This window comes from Rhodoferax sp. WC2427 (genome assembly GCF_040822085.1).
Lineage (GTDB): Bacteria > Pseudomonadota > Gammaproteobacteria > Burkholderiales > Burkholderiaceae_C > Rhodoferax_B.
The window spans coordinates 1068877-1089767 of the sequence record NZ_CP162006.1 but is presented as its reverse complement, the minus strand read 5'-3'; the positions used below and the strand labels follow the sequence as shown (position 1 = coordinate 1089767).

Here is a 20891-nt window from a genome sequence, read left to right as displayed (position 1 = left end):
TGCCCCCGTAAAATCAAGCCAAACCAAAGGTCCAGTCTATGTCCATCTTTCGCCGTCCCGATTACACATCCGAAACCACCCAGTTCATCGAGCAACTGAAAGAGAAGCGGCCCACGCTCGAAGCCGAGCAACTGGCGGGCCGTGCCCTGCTGTGGGAGCCAAAGGTAGACCGTAGCGCCCAGGAAGAGTACCGCGAAGGCCGCGTGGCACAAAACCCGTACGTCTACCAGACCAACAACAAATAAGTAGCCAAATTGGCAGTTAGCGCCCATTCCATCAGCACGACAAGCTATTTAATTTATAGCAACCGCAGTGGTTGAAGCGCTGGCACTTTCCGAGGTTCTGGATCCGGTGGCACGGGCCCGCCTGTATGGCGAGCCGATGTTTGCCATGCCGGTGGATCTGTACATCCCGCCGGATGCGCTGGAGGTGTTTCTCGACGCTTTCGAGGGCCCGCTGGACCTGCTGCTGTACCTGATACGGCGGCAAAACTTCAACATCCTCGACATCCCCATGGCGGCCCTGACGCGCCAGTACTTGGTGTACGTGGACGAGATCCGCAGCCGCAATCTGGAGCTGGCGGCCGACTACCTGCTGATGGCGGCGATGCTGATCGAGATCAAGTCGCGCATGCTGCTACCGCCCAAAAAGGCCGCCGAGGGCGAGGAGGCCGAAGACCCGCGCGCCGCCCTGGTGCGCCGCCTGCTGGAATACGAGCAGATCAAGCTGGCAGCAGCCCGGCTCAACGCCCTGCCCCAGTTTGGCCGCGACTTTCTCAAGGCCCAGGTGTTCATCGAGCAGGCGCTGCAGCCGCGGCTGCCCGAGGTGCACGTGGCCGACCTGCAAGAGGCCTGGCGCGACATTCTGCGCCGCGCCAAACTCATCCAGCACCACACCATCACCCGCGAGGAGCTGTCGGTGCGCGAGCACATGAGCTACCTGCTCAAGACCCTGCAAGGCCGCAAGTTTGTGGAGTTTGAAGAGCTGTTCGATGCCGCCAAGGGCATGTCGGTGCTGGTGGTGACCTTCATCGCCCTGCTGGAGCTGGCCAAGGAGACGCTGGTGGAGATCGTCCAGGCGGAAGCCTTTGCACCGATCTATGTGCGCCTGGCCTACTCCCCCGTCTCGGTCGCTTAGCCGCCAAAGTGCTTGCGGTAGCGGGCGGGTAGATCGGTAATGCGCAGCAGCATGGGCAGGTCGGCGGTGTTGAAATCCGGGTCCCAGGCGGGCGCGCCCAGCACCTTGGCGCCCAGGCGCAAATAGCCCTTGATCAAGGCCGGTGGCTCGATGGCCAGCGTGCTGTCGAACTGCTCAATCGGCAGCGGCAGGCGGGGCTGCACGTGGTATTCGATCGGGGCCATGTGGGTTTTTTGCAACTGGTGCCAGATGCTGGCCGCCGCGTCACCGCCCACCACGCCGTTGTGCAGCATGGGGATGCTGGCGCAGCCCACCATGGTGTCGAGCTGGTTGCGCTGCATGAACTCGGCCAGCGCGCCCCACAGGGCCAGAATCACGCCGCCGTGGCGGTGGTCGGCGTGCACGCAGCTGCGGCCCAGCTCCACCATGCGGCTGCGCAGGTTGCGCAGGCGCACCAGGTCAAATTCCATATCGCTGTAGGTGCTGCCCACGCGCCGGGCCTGCACCGGGGTCAGCACCCGGTAGGTGCCGATCACGGCGTTGCTGGCCACGTCGCGCACCAGCAGGTGCTCGCAAAAATCGTCAAACAAATCCACATCGTGCCCGGGCAGCCGGGTGGACAGGCGTGCGCCCATCTCGACCGCAAAGACCTGGTAGCGCAGGCGCTGGGCTTCGCGCACCTCGTCCTGGTGCCGCGCCCAGGACACGGCAATGCCGCCCACAGCAGCCACAGGCTGGGCCTCGACGCGGGGGATGGGCGCCACCACCCGCTCGTCGCGCCGGTGCAGCGCCCCGCGCAGCAAATGGGCCGGGTTGAACGCCGACACCAGCGAAATAGGCGACAGCGCGAAGGTGGGGGTGGGCAGTTCTTTCATGGACTTCTCCTGTGTGTAGGAGAGAGTCTGAAACCCGGGTGTGACGCGGGTGTGTAGGTTGCGTGGCGGTTGTGTGACAGGCCCCTTCAGGGACCCGTTGCGGCGCGGATTAACGCAGCGTAGCCGCGATCCGCTCCGCGCAGGACTTGGCCATGGCGGCATCCCGGGCCTCGACCATCACGCGGACCAGCGGCTCGGTGCCGCTGGCGCGGATCAGTACGCGGCCGTTATTGCCGAGCTCGGCTTCGGCGGCTTGGGTGGCCAGGGGGAGCTGGGTATTGGCTTTCCAGTCCTGGCCGGGCTGCAGGCGCACGTTGATCAGGGTTTGCGGGAACAGGGTCAGGTCGGCTAGCAGCTCGCCCAGGGTCTGGTGGGTGCGCACGCAGGCCTGCAGCACCTGCAGGGCGCTGACCAGGCCGTCGCCGGTGGTGTGCTTGTCCAGCGCCAGCAGGTGGCCGGAGCCTTCGCCGCCCAGCAACCAGCCGCGCTTTTCCAGCTCTTCCAGTACGTAGCGGTCGCCCACCTTGGCGCGGACCAGTTCCACGCCCTTGTCTTTCAACGCCAGTTCGACGGCCATATTGGTCATCAGCGTGCCAACCACGCCGGGTACGGCATCGGCGGCGCGTTTGCTGGCATTTTTACCCCCCCGTGACAGGCGCTCCTTGACCATCAGGTACAGAATTTCATCGCCGTTGAACAGGCGGCCATCGGCATCGACCATTTGCAGGCGGTCGGCATCGCCGTCCAACGCCACGCCGAAGTCGGCACGGTGGGCTTTGACGGCATCGACCAGCGCCTGGGGATGGGTGGCGCCAACGTTTTCGTTGATGTTGATGCCGTCGGGCGCACAACCGATGGCGATGACTTCGGCACCCAGCTCGTGGAATACCTTGGGCGCGATCTGGTAGGCCGCGCCGTGCGCACCATCGACCACAATGCGCACGCCCTTGAGCGTTAGGGCATTGGGGAAGGTGCTTTTGCAGAATTCGATGTAGCGCCCGGAGGCGTCCTCCAGGCGGCGGGTTTTGCCAAGCGATGCGGAATCGGCCCACACGGGCGGTGTTTCCAGCGCGGCTTCGACCGCCTGCTCCCAGGCATCGGGCAGCTTGGCCCCTTCGGCGCTGAAGAACTTGATGCCGTTGTCTGGATATGGGTTGTGGCTGGCACTGATAACCACGCCCAGGCTGGCGCGCTGCGCACGGGTGAGGTAGGCCACGCCCGGCGTGGGCAGGGGGCCGAGCAGCACCACGTCCACACCGGCGGAGTTGAAGCCGGATTCCAGCGCGCTTTCCAGCATGTAGCCAGAGATACGGGTGTCTTTGCCGATCAGCACCGTGGGGCGGGCTTCGGTTTGCTTGAGCACGCGGCCGACCGCATGGGCCAGGCGCAGAATGAAATCGGGGGTAATGGGGTGCTTGCCTACGGTGCCGCGGATGCCATCGGTACCGAAATATTGACGGGACATTGTTTTCCTTTTTATAGAGACACGGCCTGTACAGCGCACGCTGAAGAAGCCGGTGGGAGATTACACCGCAGCATGCGGCATCTTTGAGAAATGCTTGAGCTTACCCGCCCGCCGCAGCCCACACCTTGAGGGCTTGCGCGGTTGCGGCCACGTCATGGACCCGCACGATGCGTGCGCCCCGCTCCACGGCCAACAAGGCCGCAGCCACGCTGGGCACCAGGCGCTCGGTAGGGCCCAGGGGCAAACCGGGCATAGAGCCCATGCCCGCCAGCGATGATTTGCGCGACCACCCCACCAGCAGCGGGTAACCCAGGGCCAGGAACGCCTGCTGCCGTGCCAACAAGGCAAAGTTTTGGGCCACGGTTTTGCCAAAGCCAACGCCCGGGTCCAGGACGATGCGGGTCTTTTCTATGCCTTGCGCTGATAGGGCCTGCACATTCCGCTCTAAAAATAATAGCACCTGTGCCACCACGTCGCCTTGCATGGGCTCGGCCTGCATGGTTTGCGGCTCGCGGTGCATGTGCATCAGGCACACGCCGCACGACGGGTGCTGCGCCACGACGTCCGTGGCGGCCAGCGGATGGGCCGGGTCGGTCCAGCGCAGGGCCCAGATGTCGTTGAGGATGTCTGCTCCGGCGTCCAGCGCGGCCCGCATGACCTGGGGCTTGTAGGTGTCCACCGAAATCGGCACGCCCAGCGTGGTGGCGGCCCGCAGCACGGGCAGCAGACGGGCCAGTTCTTCCTCCACCGGCACCGGCTGGGCACCGGGGCGGGTGGATTCCGCGCCGATGTCCAGGATGTGGGCACCGTCGCGCAGCAACTGCTCGCAGTGCGCCAGGGCCGCCGCGGTGCTGGCGTGCCGCCCGCCGTCGGAAAAGGAGTCGGGGGTGGCATTGACGATGCCCATCACCTGGGGCTGGGCCAGGTCGATACGAAAGCGGGTGGTTTGCCAGAGCATGGGGTTGCGAAATGGTGGAAAACGGAAACGGGGCCCCAAAAGGCCCCGTTGTCGAGATCACTGCAATTTATGCAGCAGTGTGTGCAGGCTCAACCGCCACCACAGGGGCGCCACCGCTGCCACCGTTGCTGCCGCCACCAGTGGGCGTGCGGGGGGTCCAGTCTTTCGGTGGACGGGGTTCGCGGCCGGCCATGATGTCGTCAATCTGCTCCACGTCGATGGTTTCCCATTCGAGCAGGGCCTTGGCCATGGCGTGCATCTTGTCGCTGTTGTCTTCGATCAGCTTGCGCGCCAGGGCGTACTGCTGGTCGATGATGCGGCGCACTTCGCTGTCGACCTTTTGCATGGTCTGCTCGCTCATGTTGGTGGTCTTGGTGACCGAGCGGCCCAGGAACACTTCGCCTTCGTTCTCGGCGTAGACCATGGGGCCCAGCGCATCGGTCATACCGTAACGGGTCACCATATCGCGGGCGATGGAGGTGGCGCGCTCGAAGTCGTTGCTGGCACCGGTGGTCATCTGGTTCATGAAGACTTCTTCGGCGATACGGCCACCGAACAACATGCTGATCTGGCTCAGCATGTATTCGCTGTCGTAGCTGTAGCGGTCTTGGGCAGGCAGGCTCATGGTGACACCCAGGGCGCGGCCACGGGGGATCACGGTGACCTTGTGCACCGGGTCGCACTTGGGCAGCAGCTTGCCGATCAGGGCGTGGCCGGACTCGTGGTAGGCCGTGTTGCGGCGCTCTTCCTCGGGCATGACCATGCTCTTGCGCTCGGGGCCCATCAGGATCTTGTCCTTGGCCTTCTCGAAGTCTTGCATTTCCACCACGCGGGCACTGCGGCGGGCCGCCATCAGCGCGGCTTCATTGCACAGGTTGGCCAAGTCGGCACCGGACATGCCGGGTGTGCCGCGGGCAATCACGTTGGGGTTCACGTCCTGGCTGACCGGAATCTTGCGCATGTGGACAACCAGAATCTGCTCACGGCCCCGGATATCGGGCAGCGTGACATAAACCTGGCGGTCAAAACGGCCGGGGCGCAGCAGAGCCGCGTCCAGGATGTCGGGGCGGTTGGTGGCAGCCACCACGATCACGCCCAGGTTGGTTTCAAAACCGTCCATCTCGACCAGCATCTGGTTCAGGGTTTGTTCGCGCTCGTCGTTGCCACCACCCAGGCCGGCACCGCGTTGGCGGCCTACGGCATCGATTTCATCGATAAAGATGATGCAGGGTGCGTTCTTTTTGGCATTCTCGAACATGTCGCGGACCCGGGCAGCGCCCACGCCAACGAACATTTCCACGAAATCGGAGCCGCTGATGCTGAAGAAAGGCACTTTGGCCTCGCCAGCAATGCTCTTGGCCAACAGGGTTTTACCGGTGCCAGGAGGGCCGACCAGCAGCAGACCGCGGGGAATACGGCCGCCGAGCTTCTGGAACTTGGCCGGGTCTTTCAGGAAATCGACGACTTCCTTGACTTCTTCCTTGGCTTCGTCGCAACCGGCCACGTCGGCAAACGTCACGACGTTGTTGTTTTCGTCCATCATGCGGGCTTTGCTCTTGCCGAAGCTGAACGCACCGCCCTTGCCGCCGCCCTGCATCTGGCGCATGAAGTACACCCACACGCCGATCAACAGCAGCATCGGGCCCCAGCTGACCAACAAGGTCATGAGCAGGGAGCCTTCTTCGCGGGGTTTGACATCGAACTTGATGTTGTTGGCGATCAGGTCGCCCACCAGGCCGCGGTCGAGGTAGGTGGCATTGGTGCGGATACGGCGGTCGTCATTGGTGACGGCCACAATCTCCGTGCCGCCCTGGCCCTCCTGGATGGTGACGGATTTGATGTGTTTGCTGCGTACTTCGTCCAAAAAGTCCGAATAGCCCACATAACCAGAACTCACACCCGCGCGGGTGTCGAACTGTTTGAAAACCGTGAATAGCACCATCGCAATGACGAGCCAGACGGCAATTTTGGAAAACCACGGATTTTTCAAGCAAGGCTCCGGTAGGAAAGACTTCAACGTAAGTGCGTACTATTTTAGGCGTTTCAAGTGCCCATACGGCAATTCTTGACTATGGCGGCCATTGCGCCAACAAGGGTTTAGGGCGTTTCCGGGCTGTTTTCAGGCTCTATTTGTGCGGTTTTGGTTGCATTTTTCAAGCCCACGCCAACCAAAAAGGTTTCGGTCGATTTGTCGCGCGAAGCTTTGGGCTTGATGGGCTTGACCAGGTGGAAGGTCTGCTTGAACAGCTTCACCAGCGGGTCGTAGGCCCCACCATGGAACAGCTTGACCACCAGCGCGCCCTGCGGTTTCAAGTGGCCCTGGCAGAAATCCACCGCCAGCTCGACCAGACCCTCGATGCGCGCGGCATCGGCGGCGTGAATGCCCGACAGGTTGGGCGCCATGTCCGACAGAATCACGTCGGCCAGTCGGCCGTCCATGGCCTGGGTCAATTTGCCCAGCATCTCGTCTTCGCGAAAATCGCCCTGGAAAAACACCACACCTTCCACCGGCTCCATGGGCAGCAGGTCGATGGCGATGATGCTGCCATTGAGCGCACCCACCGCCGCACCGCCGCCCGCCGCCGTCTTGGGCGACAGCTTGCGCCGCACGTACTGGCACCAGGCCCCAGGCGTGGATCCCAGATCGACCACCAGATGGCCGGGCTTGATGAGGTGGAAAGTCTCGTCAATTTCCTTCAATTTATAGGCCGCGCGGGCCCTGTAGCCCTCGCGTTTGGCCAACACGACATAGGGGTCGTTGACGTGGTCGTTCAACCACGCCTTGTTGACTTTTTTACTTTGTGTTTTAACTTTCATCTTGGCCTTGATAATACGCACATGTCTCAAATACAACTTACCCCTGCCCAGCGCAAGGTGCACCGCGCCGAAGCCCACCATTTAAACCCTGTGGTGATGGTGGGCAGCGACGGCCTAACCCCCGCTGTCACCAAAGAAATCAACCTCGCGTTGAATTCCCACGGCCTGATCAAGGTCCGCGTTTTCTCGGACGACCGCGTCGCCCGCGAAGCGATGTTCCTGGCCCTGGCCGACGAACTTGGCGCGGCCCCCATCCAGCACATCGGCAAACTGCTGGTGCTGTGGCGCCCGCAACCCGAAATCATCAAGGAGCGCCGGGTGGACGAAGACCGCATGGCCGGTCCACGCGATTTCAAGGTGCTCAAGCACAGCACCCGCGGTGGCCAACGCCCTGAAGTGAAAACGCTGCGCGTGCTGGGCAACCAGCGCCTGACAGCTGGAGGCACGGTGAAACGCGCCAAGCCGAAGCCCAAAACCAGCCTGAAAAAACGCAGCCAGACCTGATCTAGGCGCGTTGGGCCGACACTTTCCACAGTGTCGCGCCCGCTGCTAGCCATTGCAGCAAGTACAAGGCACTGCCCAGGCCGTGCCACAGTTTCAAGTTCTCCCGCGCCACGATGTGCGGCGAGATGGCAAATTCCACCAACACCGCAGCCAAGAATCCAAATGCTACAAAAATAGTAGCTGCCTGCGCTTGTGCTATCGGCACAAGACCCTGTTTTGACCTGGAAAACATCAACAGAATCAGCGTGCAGGCCATGGACAGCCAGGTCTGCGCCGTGAACAGCTTGGCCGCCATGCCACCGGCCATGGCCGGGGTGGGCAGCACCGCAAACAGCATCGGCACCACCATGAAGCCCAGCGTGCTCAGGCTGCCCCACCAGAGGGCGGCCAAGAGCACGGGCAGGCGTTGGCGCATCGTGATCAGATGTAGCTGACGGCCATGACTTCGTAGCGCTTGATGCCACCGGGCGCATTCACCTCGGCGGTATCGCCCACTTCCTTGCCGATCAGGGCACGGGCAATCGGGCTGGAGACGTTGACGCGGCCCAGCTTGAGGTCGGCCTCGTCTTCACCCACGATCTGGTACTGCACGGCTTGGCCGCTGTCTTCGTCTTCCAGATCGACGGTAGCGCCAAAGACCACACGGCCACCGGCGTCCAGCGTGGCGGGGTCGATGATCTGGGCCACCGACAACTTGCCTTCGACCTCCTGGATACGGCCTTCGATGAAGCCCTGGCGGTCCTTGGCGGCTTCGTATTCGGCGTTTTCGCTCAGATCGCCTTGGGCGCGGGCTTCAGAGATGGCGTTGATCACCCAGGGGCGTTCCACCGTCTTGAGCTTGTGCAATTCGGCTTTGAGGGACTCTGCGCCGCGTTTGGTAATAGGTAGGGTAGACATGGTTACAACTCCAAATACGGCTTAAGCCAACAACTGCGCATGCATTTCCTGTACCGAGATGACATCCAGGTCGTCCAGGTACTGCATGCCTTCCACCGCCGCTTCGGCACCAAAAATGGTGGTGAAGGTGGTGACGCGGGCCAATAAAGCCGATGTACGGATGTGGCGCGAGTCGGCAATTGCGTTGCGCCGCTCTTCCACGGTGTTGATGACCAGGGCAATCTCGTTGTTCTTGATCATGTCGACGATGTTCGGCCGGCCTTCGGTGACCTTGTTGACCGTGGTGCAGGCAATGCCCGCGGCCTGGAAAGCCGCCGACGTGCCCTTGGTGGCGATCAAATCAAAGCCCAAGGCAGCCAAACCACGCGCCACTTCCACGGCACGCGCCTTGTCGTTGTTTTTCACCGACACAAAGGCTTTACCGGAACGCGGCAGCTTGGTGCCCGCGCCGATTTGCGATTTCACGAAGGCTTCGCCAAAAGTCTTGCCCACGCCCATCACCTCGCCGGTAGACTTCATCTCGGGGCCGAGAATCGTGTCCACGCCGGGGAACTTGACGAACGGGAACACGGCTTCCTTGACGCTGAAATACGGCGGAGTCACTTCCTTGAAGATGCCCTGCGCGTCCAGCGACTGGCCGACCATGCAGCGCGCGGCCACCTTGGCCAGCTGGATGCCGGTAGCCTTGCTGACGAAGGGCACGGTGCGGGATGCACGCGGATTGACTTCCAGCACGTAGATCACGTCTTTGCCGTCCACATGCTGGATGGCAAACTGCACGTTCATCAGGCCTACCACCTTCAGCGCATGCGCCATGGCCGTGGTCTGGCGTTTGATCTCGGTGACGGTCTCGGCCGACAGGTAGTACGGAGGCAGCGAGCAGGCCGAGTCGCCGCTGTGCACGCCCGCTTGCTCGATGTGCTCCATCACGCCGCCGATGAACACGCGCTGGCCGTCGCAGATCGCGTCCACATCGCATTCGATGGCATCGTTCAGGAAGCGGTCCAGCAACACCGGCGAGTCGTGGCTGACCTTGACGGCCTCGCGCATGTAGCGCTCCAGGTCGCGCTGCTCGTGGACGATTTCCATGGCCCGGCCACCCAGCACGTAGCTTGGGCGCACCACCAGGGGGTAACCCAGGGCGGCGGCCTTTTCCAGCGCTTCGGGCTCGGTACGGGCCGTGGCGTTGGGAGGCTGGCGCAGGCCAAGTTCGTGCAGCAGCTTCTGGAAGCGCTCACGGTCTTCGGCCGCGTCGATCATGTCGGGGCTGGTGCCGATGATGGGCACGCCATTGGCTTCCAGATCCAGCGCCAGCTTCAACGGGGTTTGCCCGCCATACTGCACGATCACGCCAAAAGGCTTTTCCTTGTCGACGATTTCCAGCACGTCTTCCAGCGTCAGCGGCTCGAAGTACAGGCGGTCGGAGGTGTCGTAGTCGGTGGACACGGTTTCGGGGTTGCAATTGACCATGATGGTCTCGTACCCGTCTTCGCGCATGGCCAGCGCGGCGTGCACGCAGCAGTAGTCGAACTCGATGCCCTGGCCGATGCGGTTCGGTCCGCCGCCCAGCACCATGATCTTCTTCTTGTCGGTGGGCGCGGCTTCGCACTCGGCACCCTCGGCCTCATAGGTCGAATACAGGTAGGCGGTGTCGGTGGCGAACTCTGCCGCACAGGTATCCACGCGCTTGTACACCGGGCGCACGCCCAGGGCACGGCGGGCATTGCGGATGGCCGTGTCGGTGGTCTTGAGCTGCTTGGCCAGGCGGCGGTCGGAGAAGCCTTTTTGCTTCAGGGCGCGCAGGGTGGCCGCGTCGATGTCTTCCAAGGTCTTGGTTTCCAGCTCCAGCTCGATCTTCACGATCTGCTCGATCTGCACCAGGAACCAGGGGTCGATCTTGGTCAGGGCAAACACTTCGTCCACTGTCCAGCCAGCGGCGAATGCGTCGCCCACGTACCAGATGCGCTCGGGGCCAGGCTCGCCCAGCTCTTTTTCCAGCACTTCGCGGTCCTGGGTCTTTTCGTTCATGCCGTCCACGCCCACTTCCAGTCCGCGCAGGGCTTTCTGGAAGGATTCCTGGAAGGTACGGCCCATGGCCATGACTTCGCCGACCGACTTCATCTGCGTGGTCAGGCGCGAATCGGCGGTGGGGAATTTTTCAAACGCAAAACGCGGGATCTTGGTGACCACGTAGTCGATGCTGGGTTCGAAACTGGCGGGCGTGGCACCGTTGGTGATCTCGTTGCGCAGTTCGTCCAGCGTGTAACCCACGGCCAGCTTGGCCGCCACCTTGGCAATCGGGAAGCCGGTAGCCTTGGAGGCCAGTGCCGAGGAGCGCGACACGCGCGGGTTCATCTCGATCACCACCATGCGGCCATCGACCGGGTTGATGGAGAACTGCACATTGGAGCCGCCGGTGTCCACGCCGATTTCGCGCAACACGGCCAGGCTGGCGTTGCGCAGCAGCTGGTATTCCTTGTCGGTCAGGGTCTGGGCGGGGGCCACGGTGATCGAGTCGCCGGTGTGCACGCCCATCGGGTCCAGGTTTTCGATGGAGCAGACGATGATGCAGTTGTCGGCGGTGTCGCGCACCACTTCCATCTCGTACTCTTTCCAGCCCAGCAGCGACTCTTCGATCAGCAGCTCGTTGGTAGGCGAAGCTTCCAGGCCGCGCTTGCAGATGGTTTCAAACTCTTCCGAGTTATAGGCAATGCCGCCGCCGGTGCCGCCCAGGGTAAAACTGGGGCGGATGACGGTGGGGAAACCCAGGGTCTTTTGCACGTCCCAGGCCTCGGCCATGCTGTGTGCAATACCGGACCGGGCCGAGCCCAGGCCGATCTTGGTCATCGCGTCCTTGAACTTCAGGCGGTCTTCGGCCTTGTCGATGGCTTCGGGCTTGGCGCCGATCAGCTCCACGGGCTTGCCGGTGGCCGCGCCGGTGTACTTGGCCAGCACGCCGTTGTGCCACAGGTCGAGTGCGCAGTTCAGCGCAGTCTGGCCGCCCATGGTGGGCAAGATCGCATCAGGGCGCTCTTTGGCGATGATCTTCTCGACCGTCTGCCAGGTGATGGGCTCGATGTAGGTCACGTCGGCCGTGGCCGGGTCGGTCATGATCGTGGCGGGGTTGCTGTTGATCAGGATGACGCGGTAGCCCTCCTCGCGCAACGCCTTGCAGGCCTGCACGCCGGAGTAGTCGAACTCACAGGCCTGGCCGATGATGATCGGGCCCGCACCAATGATGAGGATGGATTGAAGGTCTAGGCGTTTAGGCATTAGTTTTTCTCCATCAGCACGATGAAGCGGTCAAACAGGTAGCTGATGTCATGCGGGCCGGGCGAAGCCTCGGGGTGGCCCTGGAAGCAGAACGCGGGCTTGTCGGTACGGGCCAGGCCTTGCAGCGTGCCGTCGAACAGGCTGATGTGCGTGGCGCGCAGGTTGGCGGGCAGCGTGGCCGCGTCCACCGCAAAACCGTGGTTCTGGCTGGTGATGCTGACGCGGCCATCGTCCAGGTCTTTCACCGGGTGGTTGGCACCGTGGTGGCCGAACTTCATCTTGAAGGTCTTGGCACCGCTGGCCAGGGCCATGATCTGGTGGCCCAGGCAGATGCCGAAGGTGGGGATGCCGGACTCGATCAGCTCTGCCGCAGCGGCAATCGCGTAGTCGCAGGGCTCCGGATCGCCGGGGCCGTTGGACAGGAACACGCCGTCAGGCTTGAGTGCCAGCACTTCGGCGGCGCTGGTTTGCGCGGGCACCACGGTGATGCGGCAGCCGCGGCTGGCCAGCATGCGCAGAATGTTGAACTTGACCCCGAAGTCATAGGCCACCACGTGGAAGCGCGGCGCGTCCTGGTTGCCGTAGCCGCCAACCAGATTCCATTCGGTCTGGGTCCAGGCGTAGGACTCCTTGGCGGAGACCACCTTGGCCAGGTCCAGACCGGCCATGCTGGGCACAGCCTGGGCGGCAGCCACGGCCTGGGCGGTGTTTTCAGCGTTGACGCTCTGGCCTGTGGGCAGCGCAAGAATGCAGCCGTTTTGCGCGCCATGCGTGCGCAGGTGGCGGGTCAGCTTGCGGGTGTCGAGGTTGGCGATGGCGACCGTGTTTTGCTGGACCAGGTAGTCCGACAAAGTGAGGTGGCTGCGGAAGTTGGAGGCGACCAGCGGCAGATCTTTGATGACCAAACCGGCGGCGTGGACGCGGGCGGCTTCCACGTCTTCCACATTGACGCCGGTATTGCCGATGTGCGGGTACGTCAGGGTGACGATCTGCTGGCAGTAGCTGGGGTCGGTGAGGATTTCCTGGTAGCCGGTCATGGCGGTGTTGAACACCACCTCGCCCACGGTGGAGCCGGGGGCTCCAATGGAGTTGCCAACAAAGACCGTGCCGTCTGCGAGCGCCAGAATGGCGGATGGGAAGGTTCCCTTGAGAGACAAAAGCACTGGGTTCTCCGAAATAGTTACGGGTACGCCCAAGCGGTCCAAGAGTAAAACTCTTGCAAATGCTCTGGAAGGGGGTTCGGTAAGACCGGCGCTAGGCGTACGTGGATGCGGGAAAGCCCACGATTATAGCCGAGCACTGTTGCAGATCCTGGCCCAAACCACGGGCAAACCCTGAACCTGGGTTGCGCCCGTCAGCGCCCCACAGAGGACGCGTGCAGGCAAATCGCCGCCGCTGCGGCCACGTTCAGCGACTCTTCCCCCCCCGGCTGGCCGATGCGCACCGACACGGTGGCGCGCGCCAGCAGGGCCGGGCCCACGCCCTGCCCTTCGTGGCCCATGGCCCAGGCGCAGGGGTATGGCAACGTCTGGTCTTGCAGCAGCGCGCCCTGGTGGGAGCTGGTGACGACCAGCGGCACGGTCAGGGCCTCCAGCGCCTCGGGCTCCACGCCCTCGACCAGGCGCAGGCCGAAATGCGCGCCCATGCCCGCGCGCAGCACCTTGGGGCTCCACAGCGCCGCCGTGCCCTTGAGGGCGATGATCTGCTGGAAACCGAAAGCCCCGGCGCTGCGCAGGATGGAGCCCACGTTGCCGGCATCCTGCACCCGGTCGAGGATGACGCTGGCGGCGGCCGGGTCCAGCGCGGCGGTGCTCGGCAAATCGACCACAAAACCCATCTGGGCGGGTGATTCCAGGCTGCTCAGGTCGGCAAACAAAGCATCCTTGATTACTATTACTTTCGTAGCTGCTCTCGCCCATTCCACGGGCGCTAGAGGCCAAAAAGACTCTGAAAAAATCGCCATGGCCGGTTTCCAGCCCCGGGCCAGCGCGGCGCGGCACAGGTGGTCGCCCTCCAGCCACACACGGCCTTGTTTGCGGTAGGCGGTGCTGTCTTGCGACAGGCGGCGCAGTTCCTTGAGCAGTGGGTTGTCGCGCGACTGGAGGTGGGTGATGGGGTCCGAGCTCATGCCAGCACCGCCGTCAAAGCCATACGTGCCATCACCTGGGTGACGGGAGCAAACGTCCTGCGGTGCAAGGGGCAGGCCCCGTGCGCCTGCAGCGCCGCCAGGTGCGCGGCCGTGCCATAGCCCTTGTGCCCTTTAAACCCGTACTGCGGATAGTCGGCATCCACCTGGGCACACCAGCGGTCGCGGGTGACCTTGGCCAGGATGGACGCGGCCGATATCGCGGGCACCAGGGCATCGCCTTGGACGATGGCCTCGCTGGTCATGGCCAGCACCGGCACACGGTTGCCGTCCACCAGCACGTGGCCGGGCTTGAGCCGCAGGCCAAGCACTGCCCGCTGCATGGCCAGCATGGTGGCCTGCAGGATGTTGAGTGTTTCGATTTCTTCCACGCTGGCCTCGGCGATCGAGCAGCACAGGGCTTTGGCCAGGATTTCGTCGTACAGCTGGGCGCGGCGCTTGGCGGTGAGCTTCTTGGAGTCGGCCAGGCCGGCAATCGGCTGGCGTTCGTCCAGGATCACGGCGGCGGCTACCACCGGCCCGGCCAGCGGGCCGCGCCCGGCCTCGTCCACCCCGGCCACCAGGCCCCGGGTGGGCCAGGTCAACTCAGCTTGCACGGGTGGCGATAATTTTTTGGATGGCATCGGTGGCTAACTGGGCAGTATCGCGCTGCAGGCTGTGGTGCAGCGCGGTGAATGTGGCTTCAAGGGCCGCGATTCTCGCAGAGGCGGACGGCGCCAGCCACTGCAGGCAGGCATCGGCCAGGGCCTGGGGCGTGGCCGCGTCCTGCAGCAGCTCGGGCACCACGAAGTCGCGGCACAAAATATTGGGCAGGCCCACCCAGGGCTGGAGCTGCTTGCGCTGCATCATGCGCCACGAAAACCAGTGCATGTTGTAGGCAATCACCATGGGCCGCTTGAACAGCGCGGCCTCCAGCGTGGCCGTGCCGCTGGCAATCAGGGTCAGGTCGCAGGCGGCCAGCACGGTATGCGACTGGCCCGCAACCATCTGGATGCGCCCGGCCATGCCCGCCTCGGTGGCCAGGGCTTCAATTTGCGTGCGCAGCGTAGGCACCGCGGGTACTACAAATTTTATAGCTGGTTGCGCTTCCAGAATAAGCGCTGCAGCCTGAAAGAACCTTAAAGCCAGGTATTTGATTTCCGACTGGCGGCTGCCGGGCAGGATGGCGACCACGGTGTCTTCGGGGGCCAGCCCCAGCTTCTGCCGCGCGGCGGCGCGGTCGGGCTGCAGGGGGATCACATTGGCCAGTGGATGGCCCACGTAGGTGGCGGCAATGCCGTGCTGGGCCAGCAGATCGGGCTCGAACGGAAAAATGCACAGCACGTGGTCGGCGGCGCGGCGGATTTTGTCCACCCGGTCGGCGCGCCAGGCCCAGATCGACGGGCAGACGAAGTGCACGGTGGGGATGCCAGCGGCTTTCAGTGCCGTTTCCAGCCCCAGGTTGAAGTCGGGCGCATCCACGCCGATGAACACGCCGGGCCGCTCGCGCAGCAGGCGCTCACGCAGCTGTTTGCGGATACGCAGCAGCTCGGCCAGGCGGCGAAACACGTCCATGTTGTAGCCGTGCACCGCCAGCCGCTCGCTGGGCCACTGCGCCTGGAAGCCGCGCCGGGCCATCTGCGGCCCGCCAATGCCACTGGATTGCAGGTCGGGCCAGCGGGCCCGCAGGCCGTCCAGCACCAGGCCTGCGAGCAAGTCGCCAGAGGCCTCTCCGGCCACCATGGCGACGCGGGGATCGGACATGGCTAGCGGGCGATACCGCTGACGGAACTGCCCAGGAAGCCATCCATCAGGGCCACGTCGGCAGCAGCTTCGGGCACCTCGGCAGCCAAGGCCTGGATGGCGCTGCGGGCCTCGTCCAGCGTCTTGCCCTGGCGGTAGAGCAGCTTGTGCATCTCGCGGATGGCTTTGAGGCGCGCATCGGAAAAGTCGCGCCGCTTCAGGCCGACCAGGTTGACGGCACGCACCGCCAGCGGGTTGCCGTCCACCACCATGAAGGGCGGCACGTCTTTGCCGATGTGGCTGGCAAAGCCGACCATGGAATGCGCGCCGATGCGCATGCGTTGCAGCACGCCGGTGAGGCCGCCCACGGTGGCCCAGTCGCCTACCTGCACATGGCCAGCCAGGGTGACGCCGTTGGCCATGGTGATCTGGTCGCCCAGCAGGCAGTCGTGCGCGATGTGCACGTAGGCCATGATCCAGTTGTCGCTGCCGATGCGGGTCACGCCCGCGTCCTGCACCGTACCCAGGTTAAAGGTGCAAAACTCGCGGATGGTGTTGCGGTCGCCAATCACCAGCTCGGTGGGCTCGCCTGCGAACTTCTTGTCCTGTGGGTCGGCCCCGAGGGAGTTGAACTGGAAGATACGGTTGTCGCGGCCAATGGTGGTGTGGCCCTGCAGCACGCAGTGCGGCCCCACCGTGGTGCCCGCGCCGATCTTCACGTGCGGGCCGACCACTGTGTAGGGGCCGATGGTCACCGACGCGTCCAGCTGCGCGGACGGATCAACCAGGGCGGTGGCGTGGATGGCGGTCACGGGGGCAACACTCAGGCGATGGTGCGCATGGCACAGGTCAGCTCGGCTTCGACCGCCAGCTCGTCGCCCACGGTGCCCTTGCCCTTGAACTTGAAAATGCCGGACTTCATGCGCACCAGCTCCACGTCCAGCATCAGCTGGTCGCCGGGTTCGACCGGGCGCTTGAAGCGGGCATTGTCGATGGCCGCAAAGTAGTACACGGTGTCGTCCTCGGGCGATTTACCCAGAGCGTCGAAGGCCAGCAAGGCAGCGGCCTGGGCCAGGGCTTCCAGCATCAGCACACCGGGCATGACCGGGCGGCGCGGAAAGTGGCCTTCAAAAAAAGGCTCATTGATGGTGACGTTTTTGAACGCGCGGATGGACTTGGATTTTTCGATGCTCAGCACCCGGTCCACCATCAGGAAAGGATAGCGGTGTGGCAGTTGCTTGAGGATTTGGTGGATGTCCATCATGGTTTTTCGGGGCTCTGTTGGAGTTGTTCTAAGGTTTTCTCAACCGCTTTCAGGCGGTCGCGCAGGCTATGTAACTGCTTGAGGGAGGCGGCATTTTTTTCCCACTTGGCGTTGTCGTCAATCGGAAACATGCCGGTGTAATGGCCGGGCTGGGTGATGGAGCGGGTGGCTACCGTGCCGGCCGAGATGTTGACACCATCGGCCAGGGTCAAATGCCCCAGCACGATTGCGCCACCACCCACGGTGCAATGCGCGCCAATGTGGGCGCTGCCCGCCACGCCGACGCAGCCCGCCATGGCGGTGTGGGCACCCACGAAGACGTTGTGGCCGATCTGGATCAGGTTGTCGAGCTTGACCCCGTCGGATATCACGGTATCCAGCAGCGCGCCCCGGTCTATGCAGGTGTTGGCACCAATTTCCACATCGTTGCCGATGCATACCGCCCCGAGTTGCTCAATCTTTTCCCAGGCACCTGCATGGGGCGCAAAGCCAAAGCCGTCGGCGCCGATGACCACGCCCGCATGCAGCAGGCAACGGTCGCCGATGCGGCAATCTTCACCCACCGTGACGCGCGACTTGAGCACCGTGTTGGCACCAATGCAGGCTCCGCGCTCGACCACGCACAGTGGGCCAATACGGGCGCTGGGGTCGATCTGGGCACTGGGGTCGACCACCGCGCTGGGGTGGATGGCCGGGCCGGCAGGTGCCGGACGCTGGCGCTTCCAGAGCTGGGTGACTTTAGCGAAGTACAGGTACGGCGCGTCGGCGACGATACAGACACCGCGGGCCAGGGCCATATCGGCCTGGGCGGGACCCACGATCACGCAACCCGCCTGGGACCGGGCGAGCTGCTGCTGGTACTTGGGATTACTGAGGAAAGCCAGCTGCGATGGGCCTGCCGACTCCAGCGGCGCGATGCCGTCGATCGACAGCTCCGCGTCTCCGTGCAACGCCCCTCCGAGGGCTTCCACTATCGCGCCTAGACGCAGCGCCATGCTGGAGTCCTCTGGTGGGTTTACTTGGCGGGAATGGCGTTCAAGGCCTTGATGACCTTGTCGGTGATGTCGTGCTTGGGGTTGATGTAGACCGCTTCTTGCAGCACGGCATCGTACTTTTCGGTTTCCGCCACTTGCTTGATCACCTTGTTGGCTTTTTCCAGCACTTGCTGCAGTTCTTCGTTCTTGCGGGAGTTCAGGTCTTCCTGGAATTCACGGCGCTTGCGTTGGAAGTCGCGGTCCTGGTCGACCAGCACTTTCTGGCGCGAGACGCGCTGGCTTTCCGCCAGGGTGGCAGCTTCGCGCTCGAACTTGTCCGAGGCGGTTTTCAGCACCGCACCGGCGTCGCTGAGTTCTTTTTCACGCTTGGCGAATTCTTGCTCCAGTTTGGCCTGGGCCGTCTTGGCGGCGGCAGACTCACGGAAGATACGGTCGGTATTGACGAACCCGACGCGGAACTCGTCCGCCTGCGCATGGGCCGACAGGAGGATAGCCCCGAACAAAATGCCAGATCCGCATTGGCGTAGAAAGTTCTTCATTAGAAAGACGTACCTATTTGGAATTGCAAGGATTGGATTCTATCGCCAGCAAACTTGCGAATGGGCTTGGCGTAAGCCAAACGCAGAGGGCCGACGGGAGAAATCCAGCTCAGACCCACACCGGCCGAGGCCCGCATTTCGCCAAAGCGGATTTTTTCATTTTCACCGTACACATTGCCGATGTCACCAAAGGCGAACAGGCGCAGGGTACGGTCGTTGCCCGCACCGGGGAACGGGGACTGGATTTCTGTATTGAGGGTGAATTTCTTGGGGCCACCGATGACCGAGCCGGTCACGTCGCGCGGGCCCAGGGTGCCCTGCTCAAAGCCACGCACCGAGCCCAGACCGCCACCGTAGAAGTTCTTGAACACCGGGAAAGCCCGGCCGCCCAGGCCTTTGCCAAAGCCCACTTCGCCATTGAAGGCCAGCGTGAATTGCTTGGTCAGGGGCACGTACTGCTGGTACTGGTAGTTGGCGCGCAGGTAATGCGCATCGCCAAACAGACCGGCTTCGGTGTTGAGGCGCTGGTATACGCCGGTGCTCGGGGCCAAGGTGCTGTCACGGTCGTCACGTGACCAGCCAATGGTTAACGGGATGGCCAGACTGGTGTAGCCAAACTCTTCGGCATAGGCCAGGTAGGCAGCCGGGATGTTGGTGCCCGGCTTGATGGTGGTGCGTTCCAGGCTGCCACCGAAATACACCGTATCGAGCTCGCTGAACGGCACGCCAAAGCGCAGGCCCGCGCCCTGGGTGACCAGCTCGTAGTTGCCGCCCTGGTCGTTATAGGGCTTGGTGGCGCGGTGGAAGATGTCGATGGAGCGGGAAATGCCGCTTTCGGTGAAATACGGATCCACCGTGCTGACCACCACCACCTGGTTGTATTTGCTGGTATTGACTTCCAGGCCCAGGTAATTGCCCGAACCGAAAGCATTTTCCTGCTTGATGCTGAACGACAGCGAGAGCTTGTCGGCGCTGGAGAAACCGGCCCCCAGCTGGATGCTGCCGCTGGATTTTTCTTCGACATTGACCTGCACATCCACCTGGTCGGGCGAACCGGCCACGTCCTGGGTTTCCACGTTGACTTCCTTGAAGAAGCCCAGGCGGTCGACCCGGTCGCGCGACAGCTTGATCTTGTCACCGTCGTACCACGACGATTCCAACTGGCGGAATTCGCGGCGGATGACTTCGTCGCGGGTACGGCTGTTGCCCGCCACGTTGACCTTGCGCACATAGGCGCGGCGCGAGGGCTCGGACTGCATTACCAGCACCACACGGTTGGTGGTGCGGTCGATTTCCGGTTTGGCCTCGACCTGGGCAAAGGCAAAGCCGAAGCTGCCGAAGTTGTCTTTGAAGGCCTTGGTGGTCTTGGCGACCAGGTCGGCGTTATAGGCCTCGCCGGGCTGGATGCTGACCAGCGACTTGAACTCATCGTCCTTGCCCAGGTAGTTGCCTTCCAGGCGCACCGCCGACACCACAAAACGCTCGCCTTCGGTCACGTTGATGGTGACCGACATACTTTGCTTGTCCGGCGAAATCGCCACCTGGGTGGAGTCGACCTTGAATTCCAGGTAACCGCGCGACAGGTAGTAGGAGCGCAGGGTTTCGATGTCGGCGTTGAGCTTGGCGCGGGTGTAACGGTCGGATTTTGTGTACCAGCTGAGCCAGCCACCGGTGTCCAGCTCGAACTGGTTGCGCAGCGTGGATTCACTGAAGGCCTTGGCACCCACGATGTGGATGTCCTTGATCTTGGCGGGCTCGCCTTCGGTGATGGTGAAGGTCAGGTTGACGCGGTTGCGCTCTATCGGGGTCACCGTGGTCTGCACTTCGGCGGCGTACAGGCTCTTGTTGATGTACTGGCGCTTGAGTTCCTGCTCTGCGCGGTCGGCCAGGGCTTTGTCAAACGGGCGGCCATCGGTCAGACCCACATCGCGCATGGACTTTTTGAGCGCGTCCTTGTCAAACTCCTTGGAGCCAACAAACTCGACATCGGCAATCGTGGGGCGCTCTTCCACCACGACCACCAACACGTCGCCGCTTACCTCCAGCCGCACGTCCTTGAACAACCCCAGGGCGAACAGGGAGCGGATGGCCGCCGAGCCCTGGTCGTCGTTGTAGGTGTCGCCCACACGGAATGGCAAAGACGCAAAAATGGTGCCCGGCTCGACGCGCTGCAGACCTTCGATGCGGATGTCGCGCACGGCAAAAGGGGTCACGGCCCAGGCCGTATTGGCAGCCAGTACCAGCGCCACGGCAGCCGACATGGACCGCAGGCGAAAGCTATTGAAATGATTTTTCATGG

At 63.2% G+C, this 20891-nt stretch carries 20 protein-coding genes; 3 read left to right on the top strand and 17 right to left on the bottom strand.

The features are described 5' to 3' along the window. Window positions 1-38: 38 nt before the first annotated feature. Both AB3G31_RS05280 and AB3G31_RS05275 read left to right on the top strand, forming a co-directional pair. A complete protein-coding gene (locus AB3G31_RS05280) occupies window positions 39-245 on the top strand; it encodes a DUF3460 family protein (protein WP_367849147.1) in 207 nt (68 codons plus the stop codon). Between the two features lie 67 nt (window positions 246-312). Further along, entirely contained in the window at window positions 313-1137 is an 825-nt protein-coding gene (locus AB3G31_RS05275) for a ScpA family protein (protein WP_367849146.1), read from the top strand. Here AB3G31_RS05275 and AB3G31_RS05270 read toward each other — a convergent pair. The 5 genes from AB3G31_RS05270 to AB3G31_RS05250 form a co-directional block, all read right to left on the bottom strand. Then, the gene (locus AB3G31_RS05270; protein ID WP_367849145.1) at window positions 1134-2012 is read right to left on the bottom strand and encodes a GNAT family N-acetyltransferase; all 879 of its coding nucleotides are present in this window, start codon (window positions 2010-2012) and stop codon (window positions 1134-1136) included. The two genes, AB3G31_RS05275 and AB3G31_RS05270, sit on opposite strands and share 4 nt — an antisense overlap. Window positions 2013-2121: 109 nt before the next feature. Beyond that, a complete protein-coding gene (glmM, locus tag AB3G31_RS05265; RefSeq protein ID WP_367849144.1) occupies window positions 2122-3477 on the bottom strand; it encodes a phosphoglucosamine mutase in 1356 nt (451 codons plus the stop codon). Between the two features lie 100 nt (window positions 3478-3577). Next, on the bottom strand, window positions 3578-4435 hold the full coding sequence (folP, locus tag AB3G31_RS05260) for a dihydropteroate synthase (protein ID WP_367849143.1): 858 nt from the start codon (window positions 4433-4435) through the stop codon (window positions 3578-3580). 67 nt (window positions 4436-4502) lie between these two features. After that, window positions 4503-6425 carry an ATP-dependent zinc metalloprotease FtsH gene (gene ftsH, locus AB3G31_RS05255; protein WP_367849142.1) on the bottom strand — a complete coding sequence of 641 codons (1923 nt, stop codon included), beginning with the start codon at window positions 6423-6425 and terminating at the stop codon, window positions 4503-4505. 107 nt (window positions 6426-6532) lie between these two features. After that, window positions 6533-7252 (bottom strand): RlmE family RNA methyltransferase, encoded by a 720-nt coding sequence (locus AB3G31_RS05250; protein ID WP_367849141.1) that lies wholly within the window; start codon window positions 7250-7252, stop codon window positions 6533-6535. Between the two features lie 21 nt (window positions 7253-7273). Here AB3G31_RS05250 and AB3G31_RS05245 point away from each other — a divergent pair, with 21 nt between their 5' ends. Continuing rightward, window positions 7274-7756 (top strand): YhbY family RNA-binding protein, encoded by a 483-nt coding sequence (locus AB3G31_RS05245; protein WP_367849140.1) that lies wholly within the window; start codon window positions 7274-7276, stop codon window positions 7754-7756. Between the two features lies 1 nt (window position 7757). Here the strand turns inward: AB3G31_RS05245 and AB3G31_RS05240 are convergent, their stop codons facing one another. From AB3G31_RS05240 to bamA, 12 genes are all read right to left on the bottom strand, one after another. Then, entirely contained in the window at window positions 7758-8171 is a 414-nt protein-coding gene (locus AB3G31_RS05240) for a DUF4149 domain-containing protein (RefSeq protein WP_367849139.1), read from the bottom strand. Between the two features lie 5 nt (window positions 8172-8176). After that, window positions 8177-8653 carry a transcription elongation factor GreA gene (gene greA, locus AB3G31_RS05235; RefSeq protein WP_315238110.1) on the bottom strand — a complete coding sequence of 159 codons (477 nt, stop codon included), beginning with the start codon at window positions 8651-8653 and terminating at the stop codon, window positions 8177-8179. A 21-nt stretch (window positions 8654-8674) separates the two neighbouring features. Beyond that, window positions 8675-11926: a carbamoyl-phosphate synthase large subunit gene (gene carB / locus AB3G31_RS05230; protein WP_367849138.1), complete on the bottom strand. Its 3252-nt coding sequence runs from the start codon at window positions 11924-11926 to the stop codon at window positions 8675-8677. Then, window positions 11926-13089, bottom strand: coding sequence for a glutamine-hydrolyzing carbamoyl-phosphate synthase small subunit (gene carA / locus AB3G31_RS05225; protein ID WP_367849137.1), 1164 nt, complete (start codon window positions 13087-13089; stop codon window positions 11926-11928). The genes carB and carA overlap by 1 nt, the downstream gene beginning before the upstream one ends. A 191-nt stretch (window positions 13090-13280) precedes the next feature. Continuing rightward, the gene (locus AB3G31_RS05220) at window positions 13281-14054 is read right to left on the bottom strand and encodes a TrmH family RNA methyltransferase (protein WP_367849136.1); all 774 of its coding nucleotides are present in this window, start codon (window positions 14052-14054) and stop codon (window positions 13281-13283) included. Beyond that, window positions 14051-14695 (bottom strand): ribonuclease HII, encoded by a 645-nt coding sequence (gene rnhB / locus AB3G31_RS05215; RefSeq protein WP_367849135.1) that lies wholly within the window; start codon window positions 14693-14695, stop codon window positions 14051-14053. Before rnhB ends, AB3G31_RS05220 begins: the two co-directional genes overlap by 4 nt. Continuing rightward, window positions 14658-15815 (bottom strand): lipid-A-disaccharide synthase, encoded by a 1158-nt coding sequence (gene lpxB / locus AB3G31_RS05210; RefSeq protein ID WP_367849134.1) that lies wholly within the window; start codon window positions 15813-15815, stop codon window positions 14658-14660. Before lpxB ends, rnhB begins: the two co-directional genes overlap by 38 nt. Window positions 15816-15817: 2 nt before the next feature. Continuing rightward, complete coding sequence (gene lpxA / locus AB3G31_RS05205; protein ID WP_367849133.1) at window positions 15818-16606, bottom strand: acyl-ACP--UDP-N-acetylglucosamine O-acyltransferase; 789 nt, start codon at window positions 16604-16606, stop codon at window positions 15818-15820. 11 nt (window positions 16607-16617) lie between these two features. Then, window positions 16618-17058: a 3-hydroxyacyl-ACP dehydratase FabZ gene (gene fabZ, locus AB3G31_RS05200; RefSeq protein ID WP_315186216.1), complete on the bottom strand. Its 441-nt coding sequence runs from the start codon at window positions 17056-17058 to the stop codon at window positions 16618-16620. Then, entirely contained in the window at window positions 17055-18053 is a 999-nt protein-coding gene (gene lpxD / locus AB3G31_RS05195) for a UDP-3-O-(3-hydroxymyristoyl)glucosamine N-acyltransferase (protein WP_367849132.1), read from the bottom strand. The genes fabZ and lpxD overlap by 4 nt, the downstream gene beginning before the upstream one ends. A gap of 20 nt (window positions 18054-18073) precedes the next feature. Then, the gene (locus AB3G31_RS05190; RefSeq protein ID WP_367849131.1) at window positions 18074-18592 is read right to left on the bottom strand and encodes an OmpH family outer membrane protein; all 519 of its coding nucleotides are present in this window, start codon (window positions 18590-18592) and stop codon (window positions 18074-18076) included. Next, window positions 18592-20889, bottom strand: a complete 2298-nt coding sequence (gene bamA / locus AB3G31_RS05185; protein WP_367849130.1) for an outer membrane protein assembly factor BamA — start codon at window positions 20887-20889, stop codon at window positions 18592-18594. Before bamA ends, AB3G31_RS05190 begins: the two co-directional genes overlap by 1 nt. Window positions 20890-20891 lie beyond the last annotated feature (2 nt).